This window comes from Streptomyces sp. NPDC059851 (assembly GCF_042732005.1).
In the GTDB taxonomy this organism is placed as follows: domain Bacteria; phylum Actinomycetota; class Actinomycetes; order Streptomycetales; family Streptomycetaceae; genus Streptomyces.
Genome location: NZ_JBHWJJ010000123.1, coordinates 1 through 26,004, shown reverse-complemented (window position 1 = coordinate 26,004; position 26,004 = coordinate 1). Strand labels below are relative to the sequence as shown.

16 protein-coding genes are annotated in these 26,004 nt (G+C 73.6%); 10 read left to right on the top strand and 6 right to left on the bottom strand.

From position 1 onward, the window contains the following. Together ACFV7Q_RS30545 and ACFV7Q_RS30540 are read left to right on the top strand one after the other, a co-directional pair. Positions 1–260 (top strand): hypothetical protein (locus ACFV7Q_RS30545; protein WP_385433290.1); only part of this gene is annotated, 260 nt, incomplete at its 5' end. A 118-nt stretch (positions 261–378) separates the two neighbouring features. Next, positions 379–1,182, top strand: coding sequence for a M4 family metallopeptidase (locus ACFV7Q_RS30540; RefSeq protein WP_385433288.1), 804 nt, complete (start codon positions 379–381; stop codon positions 1,180–1,182). Between the two features lie 108 nt (positions 1,183–1,290). On the opposite strand, the gene ACFV7Q_RS30535 is transcribed toward ACFV7Q_RS30540, so the two are convergent. The 3 genes from ACFV7Q_RS30535 to katG (ACFV7Q_RS30525) all read right to left on the bottom strand — a co-directional run bounded on the left by ACFV7Q_RS30535 (position 1,291) and on the right by katG (ACFV7Q_RS30525) (position 6,287). Further along, positions 1,291–2,061 carry a class E sortase gene (locus ACFV7Q_RS30535; protein WP_385433286.1) on the bottom strand — a complete coding sequence of 257 codons (771 nt, stop codon included), beginning with the start codon at positions 2,059–2,061 and terminating at the stop codon, positions 1,291–1,293. Between the two features lie 135 nt (positions 2,062–2,196). Then, positions 2,197–3,858: a phospholipase D family protein gene (locus ACFV7Q_RS30530; RefSeq protein WP_385433284.1), complete on the bottom strand. Its 1,662-nt coding sequence runs from the start codon at positions 3,856–3,858 to the stop codon at positions 2,197–2,199. A 197-nt stretch (positions 3,859–4,055) separates the two neighbouring features. After that, positions 4,056–6,287, bottom strand: a complete 2,232-nt coding sequence (gene katG / locus ACFV7Q_RS30525; RefSeq protein ID WP_385433282.1) for a catalase/peroxidase HPI — start codon at positions 6,285–6,287, stop codon at positions 4,056–4,058. 208 nt (positions 6,288–6,495) lie between these two features. Between katG (ACFV7Q_RS30525) and ACFV7Q_RS30520 the strand changes: the two genes are divergently transcribed. Further along, positions 6,496–6,930: a Fur family transcriptional regulator gene (locus tag ACFV7Q_RS30520; RefSeq protein ID WP_385433280.1), complete on the top strand. Its 435-nt coding sequence runs from the start codon at positions 6,496–6,498 to the stop codon at positions 6,928–6,930. Positions 6,931–7,013: 83 nt separating this feature from the next. Next, positions 7,014–8,099 (top strand): DUF5954 family protein, encoded by a 1,086-nt coding sequence (locus ACFV7Q_RS30515; protein WP_385433278.1) that lies wholly within the window; start codon positions 7,014–7,016, stop codon positions 8,097–8,099. A 148-nt stretch (positions 8,100–8,247) separates the two neighbouring features. Here ACFV7Q_RS30515 and katG (ACFV7Q_RS30510) read toward each other — a convergent pair whose 3' ends face one another. Both katG (ACFV7Q_RS30510) and ACFV7Q_RS30505 read right to left on the bottom strand, forming a co-directional pair. Continuing rightward, positions 8,248–10,437, bottom strand: coding sequence for a catalase/peroxidase HPI (katG, locus tag ACFV7Q_RS30510; protein WP_385433276.1), 2,190 nt, complete (start codon positions 10,435–10,437; stop codon positions 8,248–8,250). Between the two features lie 85 nt (positions 10,438–10,522). Next, positions 10,523–11,755: a serine hydrolase domain-containing protein gene (locus ACFV7Q_RS30505; protein ID WP_385433274.1), complete on the bottom strand. Its 1,233-nt coding sequence runs from the start codon at positions 11,753–11,755 to the stop codon at positions 10,523–10,525. 224 nt (positions 11,756–11,979) lie between these two features. On the opposite strand from ACFV7Q_RS30505, the gene ACFV7Q_RS30500 reads away from it, so the two are divergent. After that, positions 11,980–13,203: a molybdopterin molybdotransferase MoeA gene (locus ACFV7Q_RS30500; RefSeq protein ID WP_385433272.1), complete on the top strand. Its 1,224-nt coding sequence runs from the start codon at positions 11,980–11,982 to the stop codon at positions 13,201–13,203. Between the two features lie 25 nt (positions 13,204–13,228). On the opposite strand, the gene ACFV7Q_RS30495 is transcribed toward ACFV7Q_RS30500, so the two are convergent. Beyond that, positions 13,229–14,014 carry a class I SAM-dependent methyltransferase gene (locus ACFV7Q_RS30495; protein ID WP_385433270.1) on the bottom strand — a complete coding sequence of 262 codons (786 nt, stop codon included), beginning with the start codon at positions 14,012–14,014 and terminating at the stop codon, positions 13,229–13,231. 251 nt (positions 14,015–14,265) lie between these two features. Here ACFV7Q_RS30495 and ACFV7Q_RS30490 point away from each other — a divergent pair, with 251 nt between their 5' ends. The 5 genes from ACFV7Q_RS30490 to asnB form a co-directional block, all read left to right on the top strand. After that, entirely contained in the window at positions 14,266–18,318 is a 4,053-nt protein-coding gene (locus tag ACFV7Q_RS30490) for a Pls/PosA family non-ribosomal peptide synthetase (protein WP_385433268.1), read from the top strand. Between the two features lie 42 nt (positions 18,319–18,360). Beyond that, positions 18,361–19,731, top strand: coding sequence for a M1 family metallopeptidase (locus ACFV7Q_RS30485; RefSeq protein ID WP_385433266.1), 1,371 nt, complete (start codon positions 18,361–18,363; stop codon positions 19,729–19,731). A gap of 265 nt (positions 19,732–19,996) precedes the next feature. Then, positions 19,997–20,761, top strand: a complete 765-nt coding sequence (locus ACFV7Q_RS30480) for a thioesterase II family protein (protein WP_385433264.1) — start codon at positions 19,997–19,999, stop codon at positions 20,759–20,761. Positions 20,762–20,987: 226 nt separating this feature from the next. Continuing rightward, complete coding sequence (locus tag ACFV7Q_RS30475) at positions 20,988–23,855, top strand: AAA family ATPase (protein ID WP_385433262.1); 2,868 nt, start codon at positions 20,988–20,990, stop codon at positions 23,853–23,855. A 320-nt stretch (positions 23,856–24,175) separates the two neighbouring features. Further along, positions 24,176–26,004: asparagine synthase (glutamine-hydrolyzing) (asnB, locus tag ACFV7Q_RS30470; protein WP_385433260.1), on the top strand; the 1,829-nt coding region annotated here is incomplete at its 3' end.

The window sequence follows — 26,004 nt, the reverse complement described above, 5'->3', positions numbered from 1 at the left end:
TGAAGCTCCCCAAGACGCAGCAGTGGCACTGCGTCAAGGCCCCTTGCGGCCCGCCTCCCGGCAAGGGCGGGACGGGCAAGAAGGGCGAAGGCACGTGGGGCGAGAACCGTCCCGGCAAAGGCTCCTCCGGGGACACCGGTGTGAAGCTCCCCAAGACGCAGGAGTGGCAGTGCGTCAAGGCCCCTTGCGGCCCGCCCCCCGCCGAACCCGGCGGGGGCAAGCCCGACGACGCGGAGGACACCCCGACCGAAGCATCCTGAGCACCCCCGGCTCCGGGAGCCGCCGAGCCCCGTCCACGCCGCCACCCCAGTGGCCCGACCTGACTGATCGGTCGGATGCCGCTGGGGCGGCGGCCGCTGCCCTGTCAGCATGGCGATCATGACTGAGAGTGCATCTGTACGTCCGGTACGCCGGATATTCGACGGCCGGAAAGACTCCGACAGCCCGGCGTTGGTGCGCGAGGAGGGCGGGGCGCCGAGCGGCGACGCGCTGCTGGACGGTGCCTACGACGCCCTCGGTGCGACCTGGGACTTCTTCCGCACGGTGTACGGGCGCAACGCCATCGACGGCCGGGGCGGCCCCGTGGAGGCGGTCCTCCGGAGCGGAGGGCCGGGCGCCGTCTGGCAGGGCTCGCGCATCGTGGTCGGTGACGGCGGAGCCCCGGCCCTGGACGTGGTCGCCGCGCAGTACACGATCGGCATCATCCAGCACACCGCCGAGCTGGAGACCTACGGTCAGCCCGGCGCGCTCGCCGTCTCGCTCGGGAACGTCTTCGGTCTCCTGACCGGGCAGTACGCCCTGGAGCAGACCGCGGCGGACTCGGACTGGCTGTTCGGCCGGGGCCTGCTGCCCTCCGGCGAGCCCATCGGCTCCCTCCGGGACCCCGCGCGGTTCGAGCAGGCGGTCCACATGGCGGAGTACGACGAGGCCGTCGACGAGGACGGGGGCGTCCACTTCAACGCGGGGATCGCGAACCGCGCGTTCTACCTGGTCGCGACCGAGCTGGGCGGCAACGCTTGGGAGCGGGCCGGACGCATCTGGTACAAGGGCCTGATGGGCTACGCCGCCAGGACCACGAACTTCTCCGCGTTCCGCTTCGCGACCCTCGGCGCCGCCCGTGAGCTGGGCCTGCCGGCGGACGTGGTGGCGCGGGCGTGGACCGCCGTCGGCGTGGACCGCTGACCGCTCAGCGCCGACCACTGACCGGCTCCTCCCCACGGCGGGCCGGAGCCCCGGGCGCCGGGTGGCGACCGGGGCCCCGTCGTTGCGGTGCCGACCCGGTCGGGTCGATCAGCTCGACGCCGCGGAGGTCTTGCGCAGCACGCCTATCTTGTCGATGCGGTGCTCGGGATTGCCCTGCGCGTCGGTCCAGTAGTTGCCCACGGCGTGGTCCTCCGGCGTGGCACACGTCGAAATCGTGATCATGGCCTGGGTGGGGGTCCGACCCGGAGCGCCGGGTACGGCCGCGCGCTGCTCGTTCAGCGAGGCCGCGGACCGGAAGGACGTGGAGCGGGTCGCGACGATCTCGTACGTGTACACGACGTCGTCCGCGGTCACGAGGACCGTGTCGCCCTCCTTCAGGGCCGGCAGGTTCCGCAGTGGCCCGCCGGCCGACAGGCGGTGCGCCGTGACCAGGAAGTTGCCCACCTGGCCGGGGCCGACGCCGCCCCGCTCCCCGTAGGGGCTGGCCGCGACGCCGCGGTCCTGGATACGGGTTCCGGGCGCGTCGTCCGTCGTGCCCGCGTACGGCTCCACGCGCAGGCCGGAGACGCCGATGGACGGGATCGACAACTGCGAGGGCTCGGTCCGCACGGAAGCCGTCGCCGTCGCCGTCGCCGCCGCCGGCGCGGACGCCTGCGGTGCCGGGCCCGAGGCGCTGGCAGCGGTCGCGGTCGAGGTAGTGGTCGCGGTTGCAGGAGCCGGGGCCGCCGTCCCCGCGACCGGTGTCGCAGCCGTACGCGCCTCGGCTTCGGGCGTGCAGGCCGCCAGCAGGAGGGTCGCGGCACCGGCCACCACGGCGGGTACGGCACGGGGCAGGAAGGGCAGGAAGGGCAGGGACATGGGCGTGGGCGATTCCCGTCGGTTCGCCGGGCCGTACGGCATATGGGTGACCCGGTCCTTCGCCAGGGTGACACACCCGGCGCGGGGTCCAGAAGGGGTGCGGACTGTGACCTGCCCGGTGGCCCGCGAACCGGGTCAGAACGCGTTGCGGCGGCGGAGCCGGAGCGGGCGGCCGTCGGGGTCCACGAGGACGTGGTGCAGGGGGGTTGCCAGGACCCGCGAGGTGGCCGCCAGGTCCGGCGGCCGGTAGCTGCGGAGCCTGCCGGGCGGGCGCGGTCCGCGGCGGCCGTCGGCGTGCCAGGCGTCCAGGTCGGCCGCCGCGGCCGCGAAGGCGTGGAAGGCGGCGCCCGGGTCGCAGAGTGCGCCGTCGGTGGGCTCGGCCCCGCCGGAGGCGTGCGGCGCCGGATCGAGGTCGAGGTGTTCGCGGGAGAGTTCCAGGCGGAGGCGGCGGGCGAAGCCCCGGGCGCCGTCTCCGAGGCCGCCCGGGTCGTGGGGCGGGCGCGGGTCCGGGGTCTCGTCCAGGACGACGCAGCTGAGCTCCGAGTCATGGGTCCACGAGCGGAGGTTGATGTTGTCGGAGCCGACGGAAGCCCACACGTCGTCGATGACGCACACCTTGGCGTGCACGTAGACCGGTGTACCGGCGTGGTTCTCCAGGCCGTAGACGGCGACCCGCGGGCCCCCCGCCGCGCGCAGCCGGTCCAGGGCGTTGATCCGCCCGATCAGGTTCATGGGGAGGGTCAGCCGGCCGTCCTGTTCGGGGAGCGAGGGGATGACGGCGATCAGCCGCAGCCCGGGGTTGACGCGCAGCGCGTGGGCGAAGCAGGCCACGACGCGCGGCGACCACAGGTACTGGTCCTCCAGGTAGATCAGGGAGCGGGCCCGGCGCAGGGCCTTGAGGTAGCCGCGGGCGATGCTGCGCTCGCCGTCGGGGGCGAAGGGGTAGCCGCGCAGCAGCCGGTTCGGGTAGGTGCGCAGCACCTGCACGGTGTGGGTGCCGCAGGGTTCGGGGTCGGGGAGCTGCGGCGGGAGGGAGTCCGCGTCGGTGTCCTCGTGGTGCAGGAGCTCCCTGAGGCGGGTGAGCGGGCTGCGGGACAGCGGTGACGGGTCCTGCCACCGCTCGCGGAAGACGGCCTCGATGTCCCCGACGACCGGGCCGCGGAGGGCCAGCTGGACGTCGTGCCAGGGCGGGTGCGGCCCGTACGCGCCGGCCATCGGCATGGACTGGGGGTCGCCGAGGTGGCTGGTGTCGTCGTTGCGGCTGTGGCACAGGTCGATGCCGCCGATGTAGGCGACGTCGAGCAGGGGGCGGCCGGAGTGGCGCAGGACGACCATCTTCTGGTGGTGCGAGCCGCCGGGGCGCACCCGCATGTCGAGGAGGCATTCGCCGCCGGCGTTCTCGATCTTCTCCCCGAGGTGCCGGTTCTCGGTCTCGCTGAACTGGAAGCGGTCGAGGTGGGAGCGCCAGACGAGGCCCTTGACGATGACGCCGCGCTCGGCGGCACGGGAGAGGACGGTGGCGATCTCGGTGCCGTGGCGGTCGGCACCGTCCCGGCCGGGGTGGTGCCGTGCGAGGCGTTCGTCGGGATCGCCGCGCCAGTCGGTGAACAGCAGCAGGTCGCCCTCACGCTGGCCGTCGATCCGCTCCAGCAGCTCCGCGAAGTACGCGGCGCCGTGCACGAGGGGCCGGGCGTCGTTGCCCTCCGACCAGGCGGCGCCCCCGGGGCGGCGCCGGTCGATGCGCGTGGCGGGGTTCCCGCGCTCGGGCGGGGTGAGCAGCCAGTCGGTCCGGTTCATGGCACGGTTCCTCCGTACCCTTCCTACCAGCCGAACGGCATTCCTTCCCGCTGGGGCCGCCGCAGCCCCGTGGGCGGGCGGCCACCCGGGGACCCGGGGGAGGAGGTGGGCCGCGTCCGGGCCGGTCGGCGCGGCGGCCGTCCGGCCCGGCCCGGGGCCGGGAGCCGGCCCCCGTCCTCGGACGGGGGCCGAGGCCGTCAGACGACGTCGAAGCGGTCCAGGTCCATCACCTTGCTCCACGCCGCGACGAAGTCGTCCACGAACTTTCGTCGGGCGTCGTCGCTGGCGTAGACCTCTGCGAGCGCGCGCAGCTCGGAGTTCGACCCGAAGACGAGGTCGGCACGGCTGCCGGTCCACTTGAGCTCGCCCGTGGCGGCGTCGCGGCCCTCGAAGGCGTGCGCGTCCTCCGTCGTCGCCTTCCACGTCGTGCCCAGGTCGAGCAGGTTGACGAAGAAGTCGTTCGTCAGGACGCCGGGCGTCGCCGTGAGGACGCCGAGTTGCGTCTGCTGGTGGTTCGCGCCCAGGACGCGCAGGCCGCCGACGAGGACAGTCAGCTCGGGGGCGCTCAGCGTGAGCAGGTTCGCCTTGTCGAGCAGCAGGTACTCGGCGGGCAGCCGGTTGCCCTTGCCGAGGTAGTTGCGGAATCCGTCCGCGGTCGGTTCGAGCGCGGCGAACGACTCGACGTCCGTCTGCTCCTGCGTGGCGTCGACACGGCCCGGTGTGAAGGGGACCTCCACGTCGAAGCCGGCGTCCTTGGCCGCCGCCTCGACGCCCGCGTTGCCGGCGAGGACGATCAGGTCGGCGAGGGAGACCTGCTTGCCGTCGGTCCTGCCCGCGTTGAAGGACTCCTGGATCCCGGTCAGGGTCCGGAGCACCGCCGTCAGCCGGTCGGGCTCGTTGACCTCCCATCCGCTCTGCGGCTGGAGCCTGATGCGCGCACCGTTGGCGCCGCCACGCTTGTCGCTGCCGCGGAAGGACGAGGCCGCCGCCCACGCCGTGGACACCAGCTCGGAGACGGTGAGGCCGGAGTCGAGGATCCGTGCCTTGAGGTCCGGGAGGTCCGCGGCGTCGACGGGCTCGTGCGTCCGCTCGGGCAGCGGGTCCTGCCACAGCAGCGTCTCGGACGGGACCTCGGGGCCGAGGTAGCGCACGACCGGGCCCATGTCGCGGTGGGTGAGCTTGAACCAGGCCCGGGCGAAGGCGTCGGCGAACGCGGCGGGGTCCGCCAGGAAGCGTCGCGAGATCGGTTCGTAGACCGGGTCGAAGCGCAGCGAGAGGTCGGTCGTCAACATCGTCGGGGCGTGGCTCTTCGACGCGTCGTGGGCGTCGGGGACGGTACCGGCCCCCGCTCCCTGCTTGGGCCGCCACTGCTGGGCGCCGGCCGGGCTTTCGAACAGCTCCCACTCGTAGCCGAAGAGGATCTCGAAGAAGCTGTTGTCCCAGGCGGTGGGGGTGGTGGTCCAGGTGCCTTCGAGGCCGCTGGTGATCGTGTCGCCGCCCTTGCCGGTGCCGTAGGAGCTGCTCCAGCCCAGGCCCTGCTGTTCGATGGGGGCGGCCTCGGGGTCGGCGCCGACGTGGTCCGCGGGCCCGGCGCCGTGGGTCTTGCCGAAGGTGTGGCCGCCGGCTATGAGGGCGACGGTCTCCTCGTCGTTCATCGCCATCCGGCGAAACGTTTCGCGGATGTCGCGGGCCGCGGCGATCGGATCGGGGTTGCCGTTCGGCCCCTCCGGGTTGACGTAGATCAGGCCCATCTGGACCGCGCCGAGGGGGCTCTCCAGCTCCCGGTCCCCGGTGTAGCGCTGGTCGTCGAGCCAGGTGGTCTCCGGGCCCCAGTAGACGTCCTCGTCGGGCTCCCAGACGTCCGCGCGGCCGCCGCCGAAGCCGAAGGTCTCGAAGCCCATCGTCTCCAGGGCGACGTTGCCGGCGAGGACCATCAGATCGGCCCAGGACAGGCTGCGGCCGTACTTCTTCTTCACCGGCCACAGCAGGCGGCGGGCCTTGTCGAGGTTGGCGTTGTCGGGCCAGCTGTTCAGCGGGGCGAAGCGCTGCTGGCCGGCACCGGCGCCGCCGCGGCCGTCGCTGATCCGGTACGTGCCCGCGCTGTGCCAGGCCATCCGGATGATGAACGGGCCGTAGTGGCCGAAGTCCGCCGGCCACCAGTCCTGCGAGGTGGTCAACACCTCGGCGACGTCCCGCTTCACCGCCGGCAGGTCGAGGGTCTTGAACGCCGCGGCGTAATCGAACCCCTCACCGAGGGGGTTGGCCACCGCCGGGTTCTTGGCGAGGATCTTCAGGTTGAGCCGCTCGGGCCACCACTGGCGGTTCCCGCCGCCCTGGGTCGGGTGCGGGGCCCGCTCGTGCGCGACCGGGCAGCCTCCGGCGCCTTCCGTCTTCGCGTCCACGACGATTGCTTCATCGTTCTCAGGCATGGGAATCCTCGGAATCCTTCCGGACTGGGCGGACCACGGGAAATGCGAAAGGTGGAGCAGGGGGAAGCGGCGAGCTCCTTCTCCGGGACCGTCCTGTCCCTTGGTTGTCGCCGGAACCGATCCTACGATGGACCAAGTCCAAGTCAATGCGGCAACCAAATCTGTACGGGTTCATTAGTCGAACGATGCGCTTTTGGGCTGGAGGGGCATGAGCGACCTGGTGAAGCGGCTTCGCGGACGCGGCTGGCGCATGACTGCCCAGCGCCGGGTCGTGGCGGAAGTACTCGACGGCGAACACGTCCACCTGACGGCGGACGAGGTGCTGGCACGCGCGACCGCCCGGCTGCCGGAGGTCTCCCGCGCAACGGTCTACAACACCCTCGGCGAGCTCGTCGCGCTCGGCGAGGTGGCAGAGGTGACCACCGACGGCCGCGCCAGACGCTACGACCCGCATGCGCACCGCCCCCACCAGCACCTGGTGTGCTCCGGCTGCGGCGAGATCCGGGACGTCCACCCGGCGGGCGACCCGCTCGCCGACCTGCCCGCCTCCGAACGGTTCGGCTTCACCGTCGCCCGGGCCGACGTGGTCTACCGGGGCCTGTGCCCCGGCTGCGCCGGGGACGCGGGGGCGCAGGGGCGGTAGTCCCGTACCTTCCGGGGCCCCCGCGGGGGGTAGGAACCGCGAATCCGCCACGCCCCGCCCGCTTCCGTGGGCAGGATGGGGGCATGGACCGTGGGGATGCAGGGCCCGGCCGGTCGCGGCCGATGGTGGTGCGCGTGCCGGTGGAGCCGGTGGAAGCCGCAGTGGAAGCCGACGCCGTCGACGCCGTGGCGCGTGCGGGCGAGGTGGCCGTTCGCGGCCCGCTGTTCGGGGTGGCGGCACAGGGCCCCGGGGACGGGCCGCGGTGGCGGGTGGTGCTCGCCGTGGCGGACGGCTGCCCGCAGCAGGCACGCGACGGCCTCAACTCGCGGCTGTGGTTCCGTGCGAAGGACGAGGCCGAGGACAGGGCGGAGCGGCGCGACCTCCTGGCGGCGGTCGCCCGGCTGGAGAGCGAGCGGGTCGACGAACTCGTCGCGGGCGGCACCCGGTACCGCATCGTCCGCGCCGAGGAGTACGCGGGAGCCGGCCCGGGCGGCATCGAGGAGCCGCGCCCCACCGACCCCGAGCCCCCGGTCCCGGACTGGGGCCGCGACGCCACGGAGGCCCGGCTCGACGACGGCCTGGTCCTCGACCCGGAGGCCCCGGTCACCCCCACCCAGGCCTTGGAGCAGCTGGCCCTGCGCGGCCTGCACTACGTCGGCGAACGGTTCCCGGCAGCGGTGAGCGCCGACTCCCGACGGGCGCTGGACACGCATCCGGACGTCCTGCTCCTGCCGCCCACGTTCGCGGTGGTGGAGCAGTCCGGGAACGGTTGGAAGCCGGTCAGCGGCCCGCACCCGACGGCGCACGCCGCCCGCAGGTCGCTGGACTTCGCGCTCACGTGGGCGTGGCCGCGGATGCGCGGCCTCATTCCCGTCGGCACGGACGTGCACGCCGACGCCCGCAGCCGGGCGGCGGGCGGCGGCGCGCACGCGGACCGCAACGCCGCGGAGCTCGCGGCGTACGCCGACGCCGCCGACAGGCTCCGGGCCGGCCGCGTGAACCGGCTCGAGTTCCAGGGCACCGTGTACCGGATCGCCCGCACCCGCCGCCTGCTGCGGTGGGGGCCCGACGGGCCCGAAGGTCCCCGCCCGTCCGACGTCAACACCCAGGATCCGGCGCGGATCCACCTGCCGCTCGACGAGGACGGCAACGTCCTGCCCGAGGACTGAGCCGGGCGACCCACGTACCCGGGGCGGCCCCCGGCCGGGGTGCTCGGGGTGTTCGGGTGGGCCCGGGGTCCGGGTCCGCCGGGGGCACGCCCGGCCGACCCGGGGGTCCGGATCCACCCGGGGGGCCCGGCCGACCCGGGCGGCGGGCTCAGGCGAGGTCGAACCGGTCGAGGTTCATGACCTTGTCCCAAGCGGCGACGAAGTCACGTACGAACTTTTCGCCCGCGTCCGCGGACGCGTAGACCTCGGCCATGGCCCGGAGTTGTGAGTGCGAGCCGAAGACGAGGTCGACGGCGGTCGCAGTCCACTTGACCTCGCCCGTGGCCCGGTTCCGGCCTTCGAACTCGTTCTCGACCGTGGCGGACGCCTTCCATTCCGTGCCCATGTCCAGCAGGTTGACGAAGAAGTCGTTGGTCAGCGTCTCGGGGCGGTCGGTGAAGACACCGCGTGGGGACTGCCTGAAGTTGGTGTTCAGTACGCGCATCCCGCCGACCAGTACGGTCATCTCGGGCGCGGTCAGCGTCAGGAGGTTGGCCCGGTCCAGGAGCAGGGTCTCCGGCGGCAGCTTCTCCCCGGCCCGCACGTAGTTGCGGAACCCGTCCGCCCTCGGTTCCAGCACGGCGAACGCCTCCACGTCCGTCTGCTCCTGCGAGGCGTCCGTGCGTCCCGGCGTGAACGGAACCCTGACGTCGTGCCCCGCGTTCCGCGCCGCCTGCTCGACGGCAGCGCACCCGCCCAGGACGATCAGGTCGGCCAGCGACACCTTCGTCCCGTCGGACTGCGAGGCGTTGAACTCCTGCTGGATCCCCTCCAGGGTCTGCAGCACCGCGGCCGCTTCGGGCGTGTCGTTGGACTCCCAGCCCCTCTGCGGAGCGAGCCGGATCCGCGCCCCGTTGGCGCCGCCGCGCTTGTCCGTGCCGCGGAAGCTCGCCGCGGAGGCCCAGGCGGTGGCGACCAGCTGGGAGACGGGCAGGCCCGAGCCGAGGATGCGGTCCTTGAGGGCGGCGACGTCCTCGTCCGTGACCAGGTCGTGGTCGAGTTCGGGGACGGGGTCCTGCCACAGCTGGGGCTCGGGAACCCACGGGCCGAGGTAGCGCGCGGCGGGCCCCATGTCGCGGTGCAGCAGCTTGTACCAGGCCTTCGCGAACGCGGTCGCGAGCTCGTCCGGGTGCTCGTGGAAGCGCTGCGCGATCGGCCGGTAGACGGGATCCAGCTTCAGTGCGAGGTCCGTCGTCAACATCATGGGGGCGTGCCGCTTGGACGGGTCGTGCGCATCGGGCACGGTGCCCTGCGCCTCCGGGTCCTTCGGCTTCCACTGGTGCGCGCCGGCGGGGCTCTTCGTCAGCTCCCAGTCGTACCCGAACAGGTTGTCCAGGTAGCCGTTGTCCCACCGCGTCGGCTCGGTGGTCCACGCGCCTTCCAGTCCGCTGGTGAGCGTGTCGGAGCCCTTGCCGGTGCCGTAGGTGTTCCGCCAGCCGAGGCCCTGCTGCTCCACGGGGGCGCCCTCGGGCTCGGGGCCGATGTACCGGGGATCGACCGCGCCGTGGCACTTGCCGAAGGTGTGGCCGCCGACGATGAGCGCGACCGTCTCCTCGTCGTTCATCGCCATGCGCGCGAAGGTCTCGCGGACGTCCCGGGCGGCGGCCAGCGGGTCCGGGTTTCCGTTGGGCCCCTCCGGGTTCACGTAGATCAGGCCCATCTGCACGGCGCCGAACGGAACCGCGAGTTCCCTGTCGCCGCTGTAGCGCTCGTCCCCGAGCCAGGTGTCCTCCGGCCCCCAGAAGACTTCCTCGGGTTCCCAGATGTCCTCCCTGCCGAAGCCGAATCCGAACGTCTTGAACCCCATCGATTCCAGGGCGCAGTTACCGGCGAAGACCAGCAGGTCGGCCCAGGAGATCTTCCGGCCGTACTTCTGCTTGACCGGCCAGAGCAGCCGGCGCGCCTTGTCGAGGCTCGCGTTGTCCGGCCAGCTGTTGAGGGGGGCGAAGCGCTGGGCGCCGGCGCCGCCGCCGCCCCGGCCGTCGGCGATGCGGTAGGTGCCCGCGGCGTGCCAGCTCATCCGGATGAGGAGCGGCCCGTAGTGGCCGTAGTCGGCCGGCCACCAGTCCTGTGACGTCGTCATCACCGCGAAGAGGTCCCGCTTCAGCGCATCGACATCGAGGGTCTTGAACTCTTCCGCGTAGTCGAAGTCCCCGCCCAGCGGATTGGCGAGGGGCGAGTTCTTGTGCAGGACCTGAAGGTCCAGCTGGTTCGGCCACCAGTCCTGGTTGGTCATGGGCCGGGTCTGCGTGGGGACCGGGGAGGGGATTGCCGGGTTCTCGCTCTCGCTGCCGGACATGTCCATCCTTCTTCCTGTTTGGGTATTTTGTCCGTATGGTCGCGCACGGCAGACCGCAGACCGGTGAGAACACGCTTGGAAGGGCTCAGGGCACCCTGAGGGGATGTCCGGGAGCGAGGGCAGCGGCGATGCGCCCCGCGATGACCTGGGCAGAATTGCCCTCGGGACTCTTGGGCCCCTGCGTCACGCTGACCGCGATGGACAGCTGCCGCGCCGGCAGGTAGGCCTGGACGGCCGCGTACCCGGAGAAGGACGGGTTCGTCAGGATCCACCCGTTGACGACGATCACCCCGAGGCCGAAGTGCCGGGCCTGCGTGTTGGCCAGGCACACACTGGCCGGGCAGGAGGGCGTCGCCTTCCCCAGACCGACCGTGCCCGGGTCGAGCTGGGTCCGGAAGTACTTCGGGGACAGGAGTTCGCCGGTTCCGACGGCGCGGGCCGACCGTTCCAGATCGCAGATGTCCTGGACGAGCACCGCACCGGGGGCCGTGGTCCACGAGGGGTTCCAGAACGTCGACTCCTCGTAGGTGCCGCGCTCGGAGGTGAAGGAGTGCAGGACGGGCGGCGGGATCTGCGGCGTGTACTGGTTGCTGGTCTGGGTCAGGCCCAGCGGGGCGCTGATGCGCTGGGCGATCAGCCGGTCCAGGCGCGTACCGCTGATCTTCTCCAGTGCGGCGCCGAGGAGCAGGAAGTTGGCGTGCGAGTAGCTCCAGTTCGTGCCCGGCTCGTACAGCAGCGGGCGCGCCGCAGCCATCCCGACGACCTGTTCCGGGGTCCATGCGCGGAACGGCGCCGCCTCGTACTCCGCGAGGAACTTCGGGTCCGTGACGTAGTCGTGCAGGCCCGAGGTGGACGCGCCGAGCATCCGCAGCGTGATCTCGGAGCCGTGCGGCGCGTCCGGTAGCCAGCGGGACACCGGGTCGTCGAGCGAGGCCTTGCCCTCCTGGACGAGCTGCAGCAGGATCGTCCCCATGTAGACGATGCCCACGGAACCGGTGCGGAAGTGCATCGACGGCTGGGCCGGGACCCCCGTCATCGACTCGCCGAGGGCCGTGGTGAGCACCTCACGGCCACGGGAGGAGACCTTCAGGACCACCGAGTTCAGGCCGAACTCCCGCTTGGCCCGCTCCGCGACGGCCAGGACCTGGCGACCGTCGCCGCTGGTGGGGGTCCGCGACGTGACGCAGGGGCGGGGCGCCGCCGCGGCCGAGGTCGGGGCCGGCGACGTCGGGACCTCAGGCGCCCCGCCGGGTCCGGCCGGGAGGGCCGCGCCGATCAGGCCGGCCGTGCAGAGCAGAACCGCAGGCGTGTGCCTCATCCTGCCAGTGTGGACAGGCCCGGCGTACGGCGCACTTCCGCTGGACAGCGGCGCCCGGGGGCGAGCGGGCCGGGCGGCTGCGTCGCCCGGTCCCTCGTGGAGGGCTGATCACGGCCGAAGCGGGCGCGGGTTCACATCCGGGAGACGGGAGCCGTGAGGGAGTCGGAGCGCAACGGCAATCCCGACGGCAGCGCCCGGAAACGCGGCAGCCCGACAGTCTGTCCATGCCTCCCGCAACCGTCACGGCCCCCACGCCGCCCGCCACTGCCCGATCCTGCGCTTCGTCCCCCGCCGTGTCCTGGGCGCACGCCCGGGTCCTGGCCCATGGTGCGCCGTCCCGGCCGGTGCCCGCCCGTGCGGTGCCGCTGCGGGAAGCCGCCGGGCTCACGCTCGCCGAGGACCTGTGCGCCCTGCATCCGCTGCCTTCGTTCGACACGGCCGCCATGGACGGCTACGCCGTCGCCGGCCCGGGGCCGTGGCGCGTCCGCGGCACCGTTCGGGCGGGTGCCCCCTGGGAGGGCGTTCTCGGCGCGGGGGAGTGCACGGCGATATCCACCGGGGCCGTGGTGCCGGGTGGGGCGGGCGCCGTGCTGCCGCTGGAGTCGGCCGCGGTCGGTGACGACGGCCGGGTTTCCGGCCCCGCGATGCCGCCGGGCCGCCACGTCCGAAGGGCCGGCGAGGACGCCCCGGCCGGCGCCCGTCTCGCACCGGCGGGCAGCCGGATCGGGCCGGCGCTGCTCGGCCTCGCCGCATCCTGCGGCCACGACGCGCTGGCGGTGCGGCCGCGCCCCCGGGTCGGCGTGCTGATCACGGGGGACGAGCTGGACCGGACGGGCCGGCCGCGCCCCGGACGGGTGCGCGACGCCCTCGGGCCGCTCCTCCCGGCGCTGGTCACCTCCCTCGGTGGCGAGACCCGCCACACGCGGCACGTCCCCGACCGACCGGCCGGGCTGCTGTCGCAGGCCGTGCACGGGATGCGGGACGTCGACGTCGTCGTGGTCACGGGCTCCACCTCCGTCGGCGCCACCGACCAGCTGCGCCGGCTGCTGGCCGAGGCCGGAGCCCGGACGGTCGTCGACACCGTCGCCTGCCGCCCCGGACACCCGATGCTGCTCGCCGGGCTGGGCGCCGGCCGCTGGGTGGTGGGGCTGCCCGGAAACCCGTACGCGGCCCTGGCCGCCGCCCACACCCTGCTCGGCCCGCTGCTCGGCGGCCTGTCCGGCCGCGCCCTCGAACCCCTGCCGCAGGTGCCCGTACGGGGCGCGGTCCGGCCCGCGCCCGGACTGACCCGTCTGGTCCCCGTCGCGTGGGACGGTGCCGGGGCCAGGGTCGCCGACGGGCACGGGGCGGCGTTCCTCCGGGGTGCGGCCGTGGCGGACGCGCTGGCCGTCGTCCCGCCCGACTGGATCGAAGGCGGCCCGGTGCCCCTGCTGCTGATGCCCGCCTGACGGCCTCCGCTGGTCGGTGGCGGGGTTACGGGGTCGCGCGCACGACCACGAGCGACCCCTCGTACGCACCCTGGCCGCGCAGGTGGCCGTACTCCTCGTCCCAGGCGCCCGATTCCAGGTCCTGCCGCAGGGTCCCGTCGAAGCGTTCGCGGACCGCGTCGTCGACGAAGCTCCACGCCGAGCAGGCCTGGCGGGCCGCAGGGTCGAGGAGCATCTCCGGGCGCCCGTAGTACGCCTCGTTGAACCCGTCCGTGCAGTCCAGCGGGACGGGCACCGTCCGCACCGTCCCCGTGCCCCCCAGTGCGGCGGTCAGCTCCCCGATGTCCGGGTAGCGGCGGGCCTCCGTATCGAGGACCTCGGGCGCGTACCGGTACAGCCAGAAGTCCCGGACCCGGGCGGGGTCGCAGGTGAGGACGACCACGGGCCCGCGGGTCACCCGCCGCACTTCCCGCAGGCCGGCCCGCACGTCGGACCACTGGTGGACGCTGAACAGCGTCATGGCCGCGTCGAACTCCCCGTCTGCGAAGGGCAGGTCCTCGGCCACGGCGTCGATCGCCGGCGGCAGCTGCGCCGGCCGCTGGGCGCGCATCGACCGCGAGGGCTCGACCGCCGTCACCGCGTGCGCCGCGCTCTCGTACGATCCGGCGCCCGCGCCGACGTTGAGGACGGTCCGGGCGTCCCCCAGGGCCTCGGACAGGAACCGGGCGATCCGCTCGTCCGGGCGGCGGTAGGAGGAGTAGCCGGAGCCGATCGCGCCGTAGTCGACGTCGCCCGCACTGCCGTCCTGGGTACGTGTCGTCCGTATGGTCACGGGCCCGCCTTGCCCCGGGCGCGGAGAACACGGCAAGGAACGCCCGCGCGCACGCCCGCACGGCGCGGGGGTGGGACGGCGACTCCCGGACGAGGTGGGGCGACGGCCGGCGCCGGAATGCGGAGATAACGCCGATCCCTCCCACGGCTGCACTAAACTGACGGGCTGTTTGGCGCTGTACCCGAGCAACCCGGGTCGAACCGGGCTACACCGACAACCCGGACGGGTCCGGGTGCGAGACGTGAGGGCCGATGGCAGCCACAGCAGAGCACGGTGAACCCACCAAGGCCGACGGCGTCGCGACGGTGCCGCAGGAGCCGTGGCAGACGGAGTCCGGGAAATCCGCCCTCTTCCGCGCCGGGCCCGCGGCCCCGCCGCGCACCCTCGTCGACGTCTTCGACGCCTCCGTACGGGCGTACCCCGACGAGCTCGCCCTGGACGACGGCACCGCCCGGCTCACCTACCGGGCCCTGGCCGCCGAGGTCGAGCGACGGCGGCGCACCCTCGCCGACGCCGGGATCGGCCTCGGCGACCGGGTCGGCGTACGCGTGCCCTCCGGCACCAACGAGCTGTACGCGTCGATCCTCGCGGTGCTCGCCGCCGGGGCGGCCTACGTGCCGGTCGATGCGGAGGACCCGGACGAGCGCGCTGCCCTGGTTTTCGCGGAGGCCGGGGTGCGGGCCGTACTGGGCGCCGACCAACACGTGGACGCCGTCCACCCAGCCGACAGGATCCGTGCCGCCGACGCCGACGCCGACGCCGACGCCGACGCCGACGCCGTCCACGCCGTCCACGCCCCCGGGGCCGCCGCCGGACCGGCGCCGGACCGGGCTGCTCCCGGTGCGCGGCCCGGACCGGAGCACGACGCGTGGATCATCTTCACCTCGGGCTCCACCGGCAAGCCCAAGGGCGTGGCCGTCACCCACCGCAGCGCGGCCGCCTTCGTGGACGCCGAGGCCGCGCTGTTCCTCGCCGACGAGCCGATCGGACCCGGCGACCGGGTCATGGCCGGGCTGTCCGTCGCCTTCGACGCCTCCTGCGAGGAGATGTGGCTGGCCTGGCGCCACGGCGCCTGCCTCGTGCCCGTACCCCGCTCCCGGGTGCGCAGCGGCGCCGACCTCGGTCCCTGGCTGGCGGAACAGGAGATCACCGTCGTCTCCACCGTGCCGACGCTGGCAGGACTCTGGGAGCCCGACACCCTCGCAGAGGTCCGGCTGCTGGTCTTCGGCGGCGAGGCGTGCCCGCCGGAGCTGGGTCGGCGCCTGGTCACCGAGGGCCGCGAGGTATGGAACACGTACGGCCCCACTGAGGCGACCGTCGTCGCCTGCGCCTCGCTCCTGACCGGTGACGGACCCGTCCGGATCGGCCTCCCGCTGAACGGCTGGGAACTGGCCGTCGTCGACGAGTCCGGCGAACCCGTGCCGATGGGCGGCAGCGGCGAGCTCGTGATCGGCGGCGTGGGTCTGGCCCGCTACCTCGACCCGGACAAGGACGGGGAGAAGTACGCCCCGCTGGACGCCCTCGGCTGGCGGCGCGCCTACCGCAGCGGCGACCTCGTCCGCGCGGAACCGGAGGGTCTGGTCTTCCTCGGCCGCGCCGACGACCAGGTCAAACTCGGCGGCCGCCGCATCGAACTGGGCGAGGTGGACTCCGCCCTGCAGGCCCTGCCCGGTGTGTCCGCCGCGGCCGCCGCCGTCCGTACGGCGCGCGGTGGGAACCAGCTGCTCGTCGGCTACCTCGTCACCCAGGACGGCTGGGACCGGGCGGCGGCCGTGGAGCGGCTGCGGGCCGTGCTGCCCGCGGCCCTGGTACCGCTGCTGGCACCCGTCGACGAACTGCCCACGCGCACCTCCGGCAAGGTGGACCGGGACGCCCTGCCCTGGCCTCCCCCAGCCACCACCGGGAGGTGCCCCCAGTCCGAACGGGAGACCCTGACCGGCCCCGCCGAGCAGCTGCACGGCACCGAGGCCTGGCTCGCCGAACAGTGGCACGAAACCCTCGGCGTGCCCGTCACCGGCGCCGACGACGACTTCTTCGCGATCGGCGGGGGCAGCCTCGCGGCCGCCCGGCTCATCACCCGCCTGCGCACCCGCTACCCGGGCGCGGCCGTCCTCGACATCTACCAGCAGCCCACCCTGCGCAAGCTCGCCCGGCGGCTGGAGAAGTCCGCGCAGGACGAGGCGGCGTGCCGGCCCGTCGCCCCGGTCCCGGCCCGCACCCAGGCGGCACAGTGCCTCCTGCTGCTCCCGCTGGCCACCCTGGCGGGTCTGCGCTGGACGGTGGCACTGCTGGCCCTGGGCAACGTACTGCACCGGTTCGGGGCCTACCCGTGGGCGCCCACCGGTTCCTGGTGGCTCGTCGGCGCCGGCGCGGCCCTGCTCTTCAGCCCTCCGGGCCGGCTGGCCATCGCCGCCGGCGGCGCCCGTCTCCTGCTGCGCGGGGTCCAGCCGGGGCGCCACCCGCGGGGCGGAAGCGTCCACCTGAGACTGTGGACGGCCGAGCGGCTCGCCGAGTGCGTCGGCGCCACCTCCCTCACCGGCTCCTGGCTGGAACGCTACGCCCGCGCCCTCGGCGCCAAGGTCGGCCGCGACGTCGACCTGCACTCCCTGCCCCCGGTCACGGGCCTGCTCAAACTGGGCCGCGGCTGCGCCGTCGAGTCCGAGGTCGACCTGTGCGGGCACTGGCTGGACGGGGACCGGCTGGTCATCGGCCCGGTCAAGGTCGGCGCGGGAGCGGTCGTCGGCACCCGCAGCGTCCTCCTCCCCGGGGCGCGGGTCGGCAAACGGGCCGAGGTGGCCCCCGGCTCCGCGGTGACCGGGCAGATCCCGACCGGCCAGCGCTGGGCCGGGGCCCCCGCGGTCAAGCTCGGCCGGGCCAAACACGACTGGCCCCGGGAACGCCCGCCCCGGTCGGTCCACTGGCGCGCCATGTACGGGGCGACCGGATTCGGCCTGACGCTCCTGCCCCTGGCCGCCGCCGTGCCCGCACTGCTCGTGGCCGGCCGGTTCGTGCCGGCCGACGCCGGACCCGCAGCGGCACTGCGCGGAGCACTGCTCGCCGTCGTGCCCGGTGCTCTCGCCTTTGGGTTCGCGTACGCCCTGCTGGTGCTGGTGTCCGTACGTGCCCTCAGCACCGGGCTGCGCACCGGGAGCCATCCGACGCACAGCAGGGTCGCCTGGCAGGCGTGGACCGTCATCCAGCTGATGGACCTGTCCCGGCAAACGCTCTTCCCCCTGTACGCCGGCCTGATCACCCCGGTGTGGCTGCGGCTGCTCGGCATGAAGGTCGGCCGGGGCGCGGAGGTGTCCACCGTGCTGGCCCTGCCCGGTCTCACCACCGTGGGCGACGGCGCGTTCCTCGCCGACGACACCCTGACCGCGCCCTGCGAACTGGGCGGCGGATGGGTGCGGATCGGCCACTCCCAGATCGGCCGCCGGGCGTTCCTCGGCAATTCCGGGATGACGGCCCCGGGCCGTGCCGTGCCGGACGACGGGCTGGTCGGCGTCCTGTCCGCCACCCCGAAGAAGGCCAAGAAGGGCAGCTCGTACCTGGGCCTGCCACCGGTCCGGCTGCCGCGGTCCGCCGCGGCCGCCGACCTGAGCCGGACGTACGAGCCGCCCGCCCGGCTGCTGTGGGCGCGCGGCGCGGTGGAGCTGTGCCGGCTCGTCCCCGTGTTCTGCTCGACGGGGCTGGCCGTCCTGGCGGTGGCCGCCCTCAGCGCGGCGGCCACGGCGAGCGGCCTGGGCGTCGGGGGCGCGGCGCTGCTGTCCGGGGCGGTCCTGCTCGCCGCGGGCGCGGCGGCGTGCGCGGTCGCGGTGGCCGCGAAGTGGCTGCTGGTGGGCCGCCACCGGCCGGGGGAGCACCCCCTGTGGAGCGGCTTCGTGTGGCGGGGCGAGCTCGCGGACACGTTCGTCGAAGCCCTGGCCGTGCCGTGGTTGGCCGGATCGCTGACCGGCACGCCGCTGCTGGTGCTGTGGCTGCGCGCGCTCGGGGCCCGCATCGGCCGGGGGGTGTGGTGCGAGAGCTACTGGCTGCCGGAGACGGACCTGGTCGTGCTGGGTGACGCCGTCAGCGTGAACCGCGGCTGCGTCCTGCAGACGCATCTCTTCCACGACCGGATCCTGCGGACGGATACTGTGGTCCTCCGTGAGGGCGCCACCCTGGGCCCGGGCGGAATCGTCCTGCCGGGGAGCACGGTGGGGGCCCGCAGCACGCTCGGCCCGGCCTCCCTCGTGATGGCCGGGGAGTCCGTCCCGGCCGACTCCCGTTGGTGGGGCAATCCGATCGAGGCGTGGCGGTCGTGACCGGCCGCCGCGGGCGCCGGGCGGCAGGGAGCGGAAGCGTCAGTGAACGGTCAGCAGACAGCGGGACCCGACCCCTACTTCCCGGCCAACGGAGACCCCCGCTACCGCGTGCACCGGTACGAACTCGCCCTGGAATACCGCCCGGGGCCCAACCGGCTGGCAGGAACGGCCCGGCTCAGCGCGATCGCCGGTCGGGCCCCGCTCGCCGAGTTCCACCTCAACCTGGCCGATTTCCGGCTCGGCCGGGTCCTCGTGGACGGCCGGGTCCCGCACTACGCCCACCGCGCCGGCCGGCTGCGGATCCGCCCGGCCAAACCGCTGCACGCCGGGGCCGCGTTCACGGTGGAGGTGCAGTGGTCGGGCAACCCCAAGCCGGTGCGCAGCCCGTGGGGCGGCCTCGGCTGGGAGGAGCTCACCGACGGCGCGCTGGTGGCCAGCCAGCCGGTCGGGGCGCCCTCCTGGTACCCGTGCAACGACCGGCCCTCCGACAAGGCCGCGTACCAGATCTCGGTCAACACGCCGTCCGCGTACACGGTCGTCGCCGGTGGCCGGCTCCTCACCCGGACCACCAGGGCCAGTACCACCACCTGGGTGTACGAGCAGCCCGCACCGACCTCCAGTTACCTGGTCGGCCTCGCCATCGGCACGTACCAGATGGTGCTGCTCGGCGAACCCGGCCCCGGGGGCGTGCCGCAGAGCGCGCACGTACCGCCGCACCTGCTGCCGCGCTTCTCCCGGGACTTCGCCCGGCAGCCGGCCATGATGCAGCTGTTCGAGGAACTGTTCGGACCGTACCCCTTCGGTGAGTACACGGTCGTCGTCACCGACGAGGAACTGGACGTCCCCGTGGAGGCCCAGGGCCTGTCCCTGTTCGGCACCAACCACGTGGACGGCGTGCGGGGTTCGGAGCGCCTCGTCGCCCACGAGCTCGCGCACCAGTGGTTCGGCAACAGCGTGACCATCGCCGACTGGCGGCACATCTGGCTCAACGAGGGCTTCGCGAAGTACGCCGAATGGCTCTGGTCCGAACGCTCCGGCGGCCGCACCGCCCACGAGCTGGCCGCCGGCGCACACCGGCTGCTGGCCTCGCAGCCACAGGACCTGCGGCTGGCCGACCCGGGCCGGAAGCTGATGTTCGACGACCGGCTGTACCAGCGCGGCGGCCTCGCCCTCCACGCGGTCCGCTGCGCCCTGGGCGACGCCGCGTTCTTCCCCATGCTGCGCGACTGGGCGGCCGTGCACCGCCACGGCGTGGTCACCACCGCCGCGTTCACCCGCCACGTGGCCCGGCACGCGACCGAACCGGTGGACGAACTGCTCGCAGCCTGGCTGTTCGAACCGGCCCTCCCGCCGTTCCCCCCGGCGCCGCCCGCGCCGTCGGCTCCGCCTTCCCAGCGGAAAGGGAAGAGCTGATACCGGTCGAGTGGCCAAAAGTCGCCCGCCCCGTACGGAAATCGCCGCCCGACCTCGGACGTTCATGCGGGAAAAGCACCGCAGGGCGCGCGCGGAAGGGTGTATTTCCAGCCGCCGTAGGGGTCGGATGTAGGGGTACTGGCGGCTTTGCCGCTCTGCTAGACATGAGATCAACGGAACGCGTGTCCGGAGCAGTGGAATTGCTCGCATCGATTGACCGAACGTGCGCGCTGCATCCGGACCGGAAAACGGAGTTTTCATCCCCTTGATCGACAAGCAGAATGCCGACGGTTGGATCCGCCGCTACCACGCCGCGGACCACAGTCCGATCCGACTGGTCTGCCTGCCGCACGCCGGCGGATCGGCCTCCTTCTACTTCCCCGTCTCCCGGGGGCTCAACCCGGCCGTGGACGTCCTGTCCGTGCAGTACCCCGGACGGCAGGACCGCCGCCACGAGCCCGGCATCACTGACATCGGCACCTACGCCGACGCCCTGACCAGCGCCCTCCTGCCCTGGATCGACCGCCCCGTGGCCTTCTTCGGCCACAGCATGGGCGCGATCCTCGCCTTCGAGGTCACGCGCCGCCTGGAACGCGACCACGGCATCGACCCCGTACGCATCTTCGCCTCGGGGCGGCGCTCGCCGTCGAGCCACCGCAACGAGACCGTGCACCTGCGCGATGACGACGGCATCGTGGCCGAAATGCGGGAACTCAGCGGAACCGACGCCGCGATCCTCGGCGACGAGGAGATCCTCCGCATGGTGCTCCCCGCCATCCGGAGCGACTACACCGCCATCGAGAACTACCGTGCCGCGCCCCACGACACGGTGAACTCGCCGATCACCGTGCTGACCGGGGAGTCCGATCCCCGGACCAGCCGCGAGGAAGCGGATGCCTGGGAAGGCCACACCCTCGGCGGATTCGACGTCCACCGTTTCCCCGGCGGCCACTTCTTCCTCGCCCAACAACAGGCGCAGATCCTGAAGATCATTTCCGAGGAACTCGCGGCGGCCACCCGGAAGGGCTGAGCCGCACCCTCCGGCCCGGCCGCATGACCAACGGCCGCCCCGGAGACGAACGGACGAGGCGGGTTCCCAGGCCGGGCCGGACGGTCCTCCGCACCGGGGGACACGAGCCGCACCCGCGCCCGCACCCGCCCCGCACCCGCCCCGTCGAACCGGGCGGGCCACGAGGAGGCGCGACGCAGTGCAGTGCAGGACGAGTTCACACAGTCCGGGGGAAAGGGACGCACAGGTGGCAAGGCTGGTCGAGCGCGAGAAGCAGTGGGAGATGCTGAACGACCTGCTCGGCAGCGCCCGGCGGGGCCGCGGTCGCGTCGCAGTGATCAGCGGGCCCCTCGGCTCCGGGAAGACGGCCCTGCTGGAACACTTCACCGAACAGGCCCTCGCCGAAGGGACCCTGGTCCTGGAAGCCGCCGGCTCCAAGCCGGAGCAACAGCTCCCCTTCGGCATCCTGCGCCGCATCCTCGACAGCGCCGCCCCCCTGGACCCAGCCGTCCACGCCGAGGCCACCGCACTGCTCGACGCAGTGGCCGCCCCGACCGACGACACCGACGGCGTCGAGGCCGGGATGCGGGTCCTGCCGCACATCTGCGCCCTGCTCCTGCGCATCGCCCGCAACCGCACGGTCGTCATCGCCGTCGACGACGTCCACCACGGCGACGACCTCTCCCGCGCCTTCCTGCTGTGCCTGGCCCGGCGCGTCCGGCAAGCCGGCGTACTGATCGTCCTCACCGAGGCCGTGCGGCCGCTCCCCGCCCAGCTCGCCTTCCACGCCGAACTGCGGCGCCAGCCCAACTGCACCGGCATCCGGTTGCCCCTCCTCAGCACGGACGGCACCACCCGCGTCCTCGCCGGCCACTTCGCCACGGCCGCCGCCCAGCGGCTGTCCGCCGACTGCCAGGAGGCCACCGGCGGAAACCCGATCCTGGTCAACGCCCTGCTGGAGGACGGACTCGCGGCCCTGGGCGACAGCGAGCCCTTCCTGCCGCTCGTCCCCGCCGAGCACTTCGAACGCGCCGTCGTGGGCTGCCTCCACCGGGGCGACCCCGAGATCCCCGCCGTCGCCCGGGGCATCGCCGCGCTCGGCGACGGCGTCCCGCCCGCCCTGCTCAGCCGTGTCACCGACGTCCACGTCAAAACGGTCGAACTGGCCCTCCAGGACCTGGAACGGTGCGGGATCCTCGGCGACGGCGCCTTCCGCACGCCCGCGACCCGCGCCGCAGTCCTGGCCGCGACCCAGCCCGAGGAGCTGTCCGCCCTCCACCGGCGCGCCGCACGCCTGCTGCACCAGGACGGCGCGCCCGCCCTCGACGTCGCCCGCCACCTCCTCGCCACCCGCAAACCCGTGGACGACTGGGCGATCCCCGTCCTGCAGGAGGCCGCCGAGTACGCCCTCGTCGAGGACGCCCCCGAACTCGCCCTCGCCTGCGGGGAACTGGCCGTCGACTCCTGCCCCGAGGGCCCCCGGCGCACCGCCCTGAAGTCCCGCCTGGTGAGCATCGTCTGGCGCAGCAGCCCGGTCGCCGCCGAAGGCCACCTGCGGCAGTTGTCCCGCGAGTTCTGCGCGGGCCGGCTCACCGACCGCGACCTCCTCCACGCCGTGAGCTACCTGGCCTGGATGGGGGAGGCCCGGCAGGCGGGCGAGGAAGTCCGCCGCCTACAAGCCGCCGCCGAGGAGGCACGGGACGCCGGACGGCCCTTCGCCTACGACGCCGACACCCTCGCCGCCGCCCACAGCTGGCTCGCCGTGGTCAGCCCCCCGGTCCGGGACGTGTTCCCCGCCGCCGGCCCCCCGGGCCCCACCGGGCACGCCACCCCGCGTGCGACCACCGGGCCCGCGGCCGCCCGAACACCCACCGCGGCCTACGACATGCCCGACGACGCCCACCTCCCGGCCGTCGACGCCATCCGGACCGCCCTGCGCGGCGGCCAGGGCGAAGCGGCCGTCGCCGAGGCCACCCGGGTGCTCCAGCGCTACCACCTCAGCGACCGCACCCTCATCCCCCTCGTCCTCGCCGTGCTGGCCCTCGTCTACGCCGGCCGCCTCGACCTCGCCCTCACCTGGACCGACCGGCTCCTCGGCGAGTGCTCCGCCCGCAACGCCCCGACCTGGCAGGCGGCCCTCGGCGTGGTCCGCGCCGAGGCCGTCCTGCGGCAGGGCGACCTGCCCGGCGCGGCCGCCCAGGCCCGCCAGGCCATGTCCCTGATATCCGTGCAGTGCTGGGGCGTGGGCATCGCCCTGCCGCTGGCCGTCCTCATCGAGGCCGAAACCCAAATGGGCAACGTCGAGGAAGCCATGCGCCTGCTCGAACAGCCGGTGCCCGAAACCATGCTGGACACGCAGTTCGGCCTGCACTACCTCCGCGCCCGGGGCCGCTGCCACCTCGCGACCGGCCGCTACCACGCCGCCCTGCGCGACTTCCTCACCTGCGGCGAGCTCATGCAGAGCTGGGGCATGGACGCCGTCGAACTGGTGCCGTGGCGGCTGGACGCCGCAGAGGCGTGGCTCGCCCTGGGCAACGTGCCGCGCGCCCGGGAGTACGCCGAGCAGCAGAAGCAGCGCGAGGCGGGCGCCGCCGGCACCCGGACCCGCGGAGCCCTGCTGCTCGCCCTCGCCCGTACCAGCGGCGACCTCACGTACCGGCTGAAGAGGCTCACGGAGGCCGTGGACACCCTGGAACAGGGCGAGGACCGCATCCAACTGGCCCGTGCCCTGGGCGAGCTGGGCAGCGGCTACCGCACGGCCGGTGACTTCCACCGGGCCCGGATGCTCGTGCGCAAGGCCTGGCACGTCGCGAAGTCCTGCGGGGCACAACCGCTGTGCCAGGAGTTCACGCCCGGGCAGGGCGACGGCGAGCCCGCCACGGTCGGCAGGGAGGCCGACCCGCCCCGGGAGGCCGAGGTGCTGTCCGAGGCGGAGGCCCGGGTGGCGCTCCTCGCCGCCCGCGGCCACACCAACCGGGAGATCGCCGGCAAGCTGTACGTCACCGTCTCCACCGTCGAGCAGCACCTGACCCGGATCTACCGCAAGCTGCAGGTCAAACGGAGGCGGGACCTGCCCGCCCGGCTGTGGGACCTGAGCCTGCCCGGGATCGCCTGAACCGCGACCGTACGCCCGTCACCCCCCGATCAACCGGGCGAACCACCAGGAGGCGGAGGGGCGGTCCACGCGACCGCCCTCCCGCCCCACCCACCGCCCCCCGCTGCGCGCCCCGCGGGGCTTCCTCCGCCCCGCAGCTCCGGTCTTGAGGGGCCGGTAGGGGATGTGGCCGGACACCGCCGGAACCTACGGTCGTGGAGGACAGGCGCGTCCCCGGCGTCGAAGTCCCCCAGGTGTCCGCACACCGTGGCCCCGGACGGGGCGGGGGAGCCGTTCGCACCGAGCCGTCGGGAAGCGCCGCGACGACCGAGGAGCATCGCATGTGCGGCATCGCCGGCTGGATCGCCTACGAACGGGATCTGGCCCAGGAGACCACCACCCTGGACGACATGGTCCGGACGCTGACGGGACGCGGGCCCGACGCCGGAGGCAGCTGGACCGACGGCCCCGCCGCCCTCGGCCACCGCCGGCTCGCCATCATCGACCTGGAGGGCGGCGTCCAGCCGATGGAGGCCGCCACCCCCGCCGGACGCGTCGCGCTCACCTACAGCGGCGAGGTCTACAACTACCGCGAGCTCCGCGACGAGTTGCGCGGCCGCGGCCACCGCTTCCGGACCTCCAGCGACACCGAGGTCGTCCTGAACGCCTACCTGGAGTGGGGCGAGGCGATGGCGTCCCGCCTCAACGGCATGTACGCCTTCGCCGTCTGGGACGGACGCACGCAGAAGCTGGTCATGGTCCGCGACCGGATGGGCGTCAAGCCGCTCTTCTACCACCGCACTTCCGACGGCGTGCTGTTCGCCTCCGAACCCAAGGCCATCTTCGCCAACCCGCTGGCCAAGCCGGTGGTCAGCGCCCGCGGCCTGCGCGAGTTCATCGCGTTCAACCGCCCGCCCGGCGAGACCATCTGGGACGACGTCGTGGAGGTCGTGCCCGGCACCGTCGTCACCGTGGACCGGGGCGGCATCCGCAGCAGCACCTACTGGCGGCTGGAGAGCCGCGAGCACACCGACGACCTCGACACCACCGTCGAGCGGGTCCGGGAGCTCCTCGACGACACCGTCGCCCGGCAGCTCGTCGCCGACGTGCCCACCTGCGTCCTGCTGTCCGGCGGCCTCGACTCCAGCGCCATCACCGGCCTCGCCGCCGCACACCGGGCCGCCGAAGGCCGCCCGCTGCACAGCTTCGCCGTCGACTTCACCGGCGAGTCCGCGAACTTCGTACCGACCGGCGTGCACGGCAGCCGCGACGCCGACTACGCCACCGCCATGGCCCGCCACGCCGGCTCCGAACACACCGACATCGTGCTCGACCCGACCTCCCTCGCCGACCCCGAGGTACGCCGCCGGGTCGTCATCGCCCGGGACAGCCCGGCCGGCCTCGGCGACATGGACGTCTCCCTGTACCTGCTCTTCCGGGCCATCCGCGAACGCTCCACCGTCGCCCTGTCCGGCGAGGCCGCCGACGAGGTCTTCGGCGGCTACGGATGGCTGCACAACCCCACCGTCCAGGAAGGGGACACCTTCCCCTGGATCACCGCCGGCATGATCGGGGCCACCCCCAACACCCAGCCCGCCGAGATGTACAACCTCGACACGCTGATCGCCCTCAACCCGCTGGAGACCGTCGCCGGCCACTACGCGACCGCCGTCGCCGAGGTCGGCCGCGTGGACTCCGAAAGCCCCCACGAGCACCGCATGCGCGTGCTGTCGTACCTGCACCTGACCCGCTTCCTGCGGATGATGCTGGACCGCAAGGACCGCATGAGCATGGCCGTCGGCCTGGAGGTCCGCGTTCCCTTCTGCGACCACCGCCTCGTGGAGTACGTCTACAACACGCCGTGGTCGATGAAGACGTACGACGGTCGGGAGAAGAGCCTGCTGCGCGGAGCCACCCGGCACCTGCTGCCGCAGTCCGTCATCGAACGGGTCAAGAGCCCCTACCCCGTCGTCCAGGACTGGCGCTACGCCGAGGCCCTCCAGCAGCACGCCAAGCAGCTCGTCGGCGAAGACGGTCCCGTCTTCCAGATCGTCAGCCGGGACTGGCTGGCCGAATCCGTGAAGGCGGCCCCCGAAACCCTCGGCCCGGCCGCCCGCAACGGCCTGGAACGGGCCCTGGACACCGCGATCTGGCTCGACGCCTACCGGCC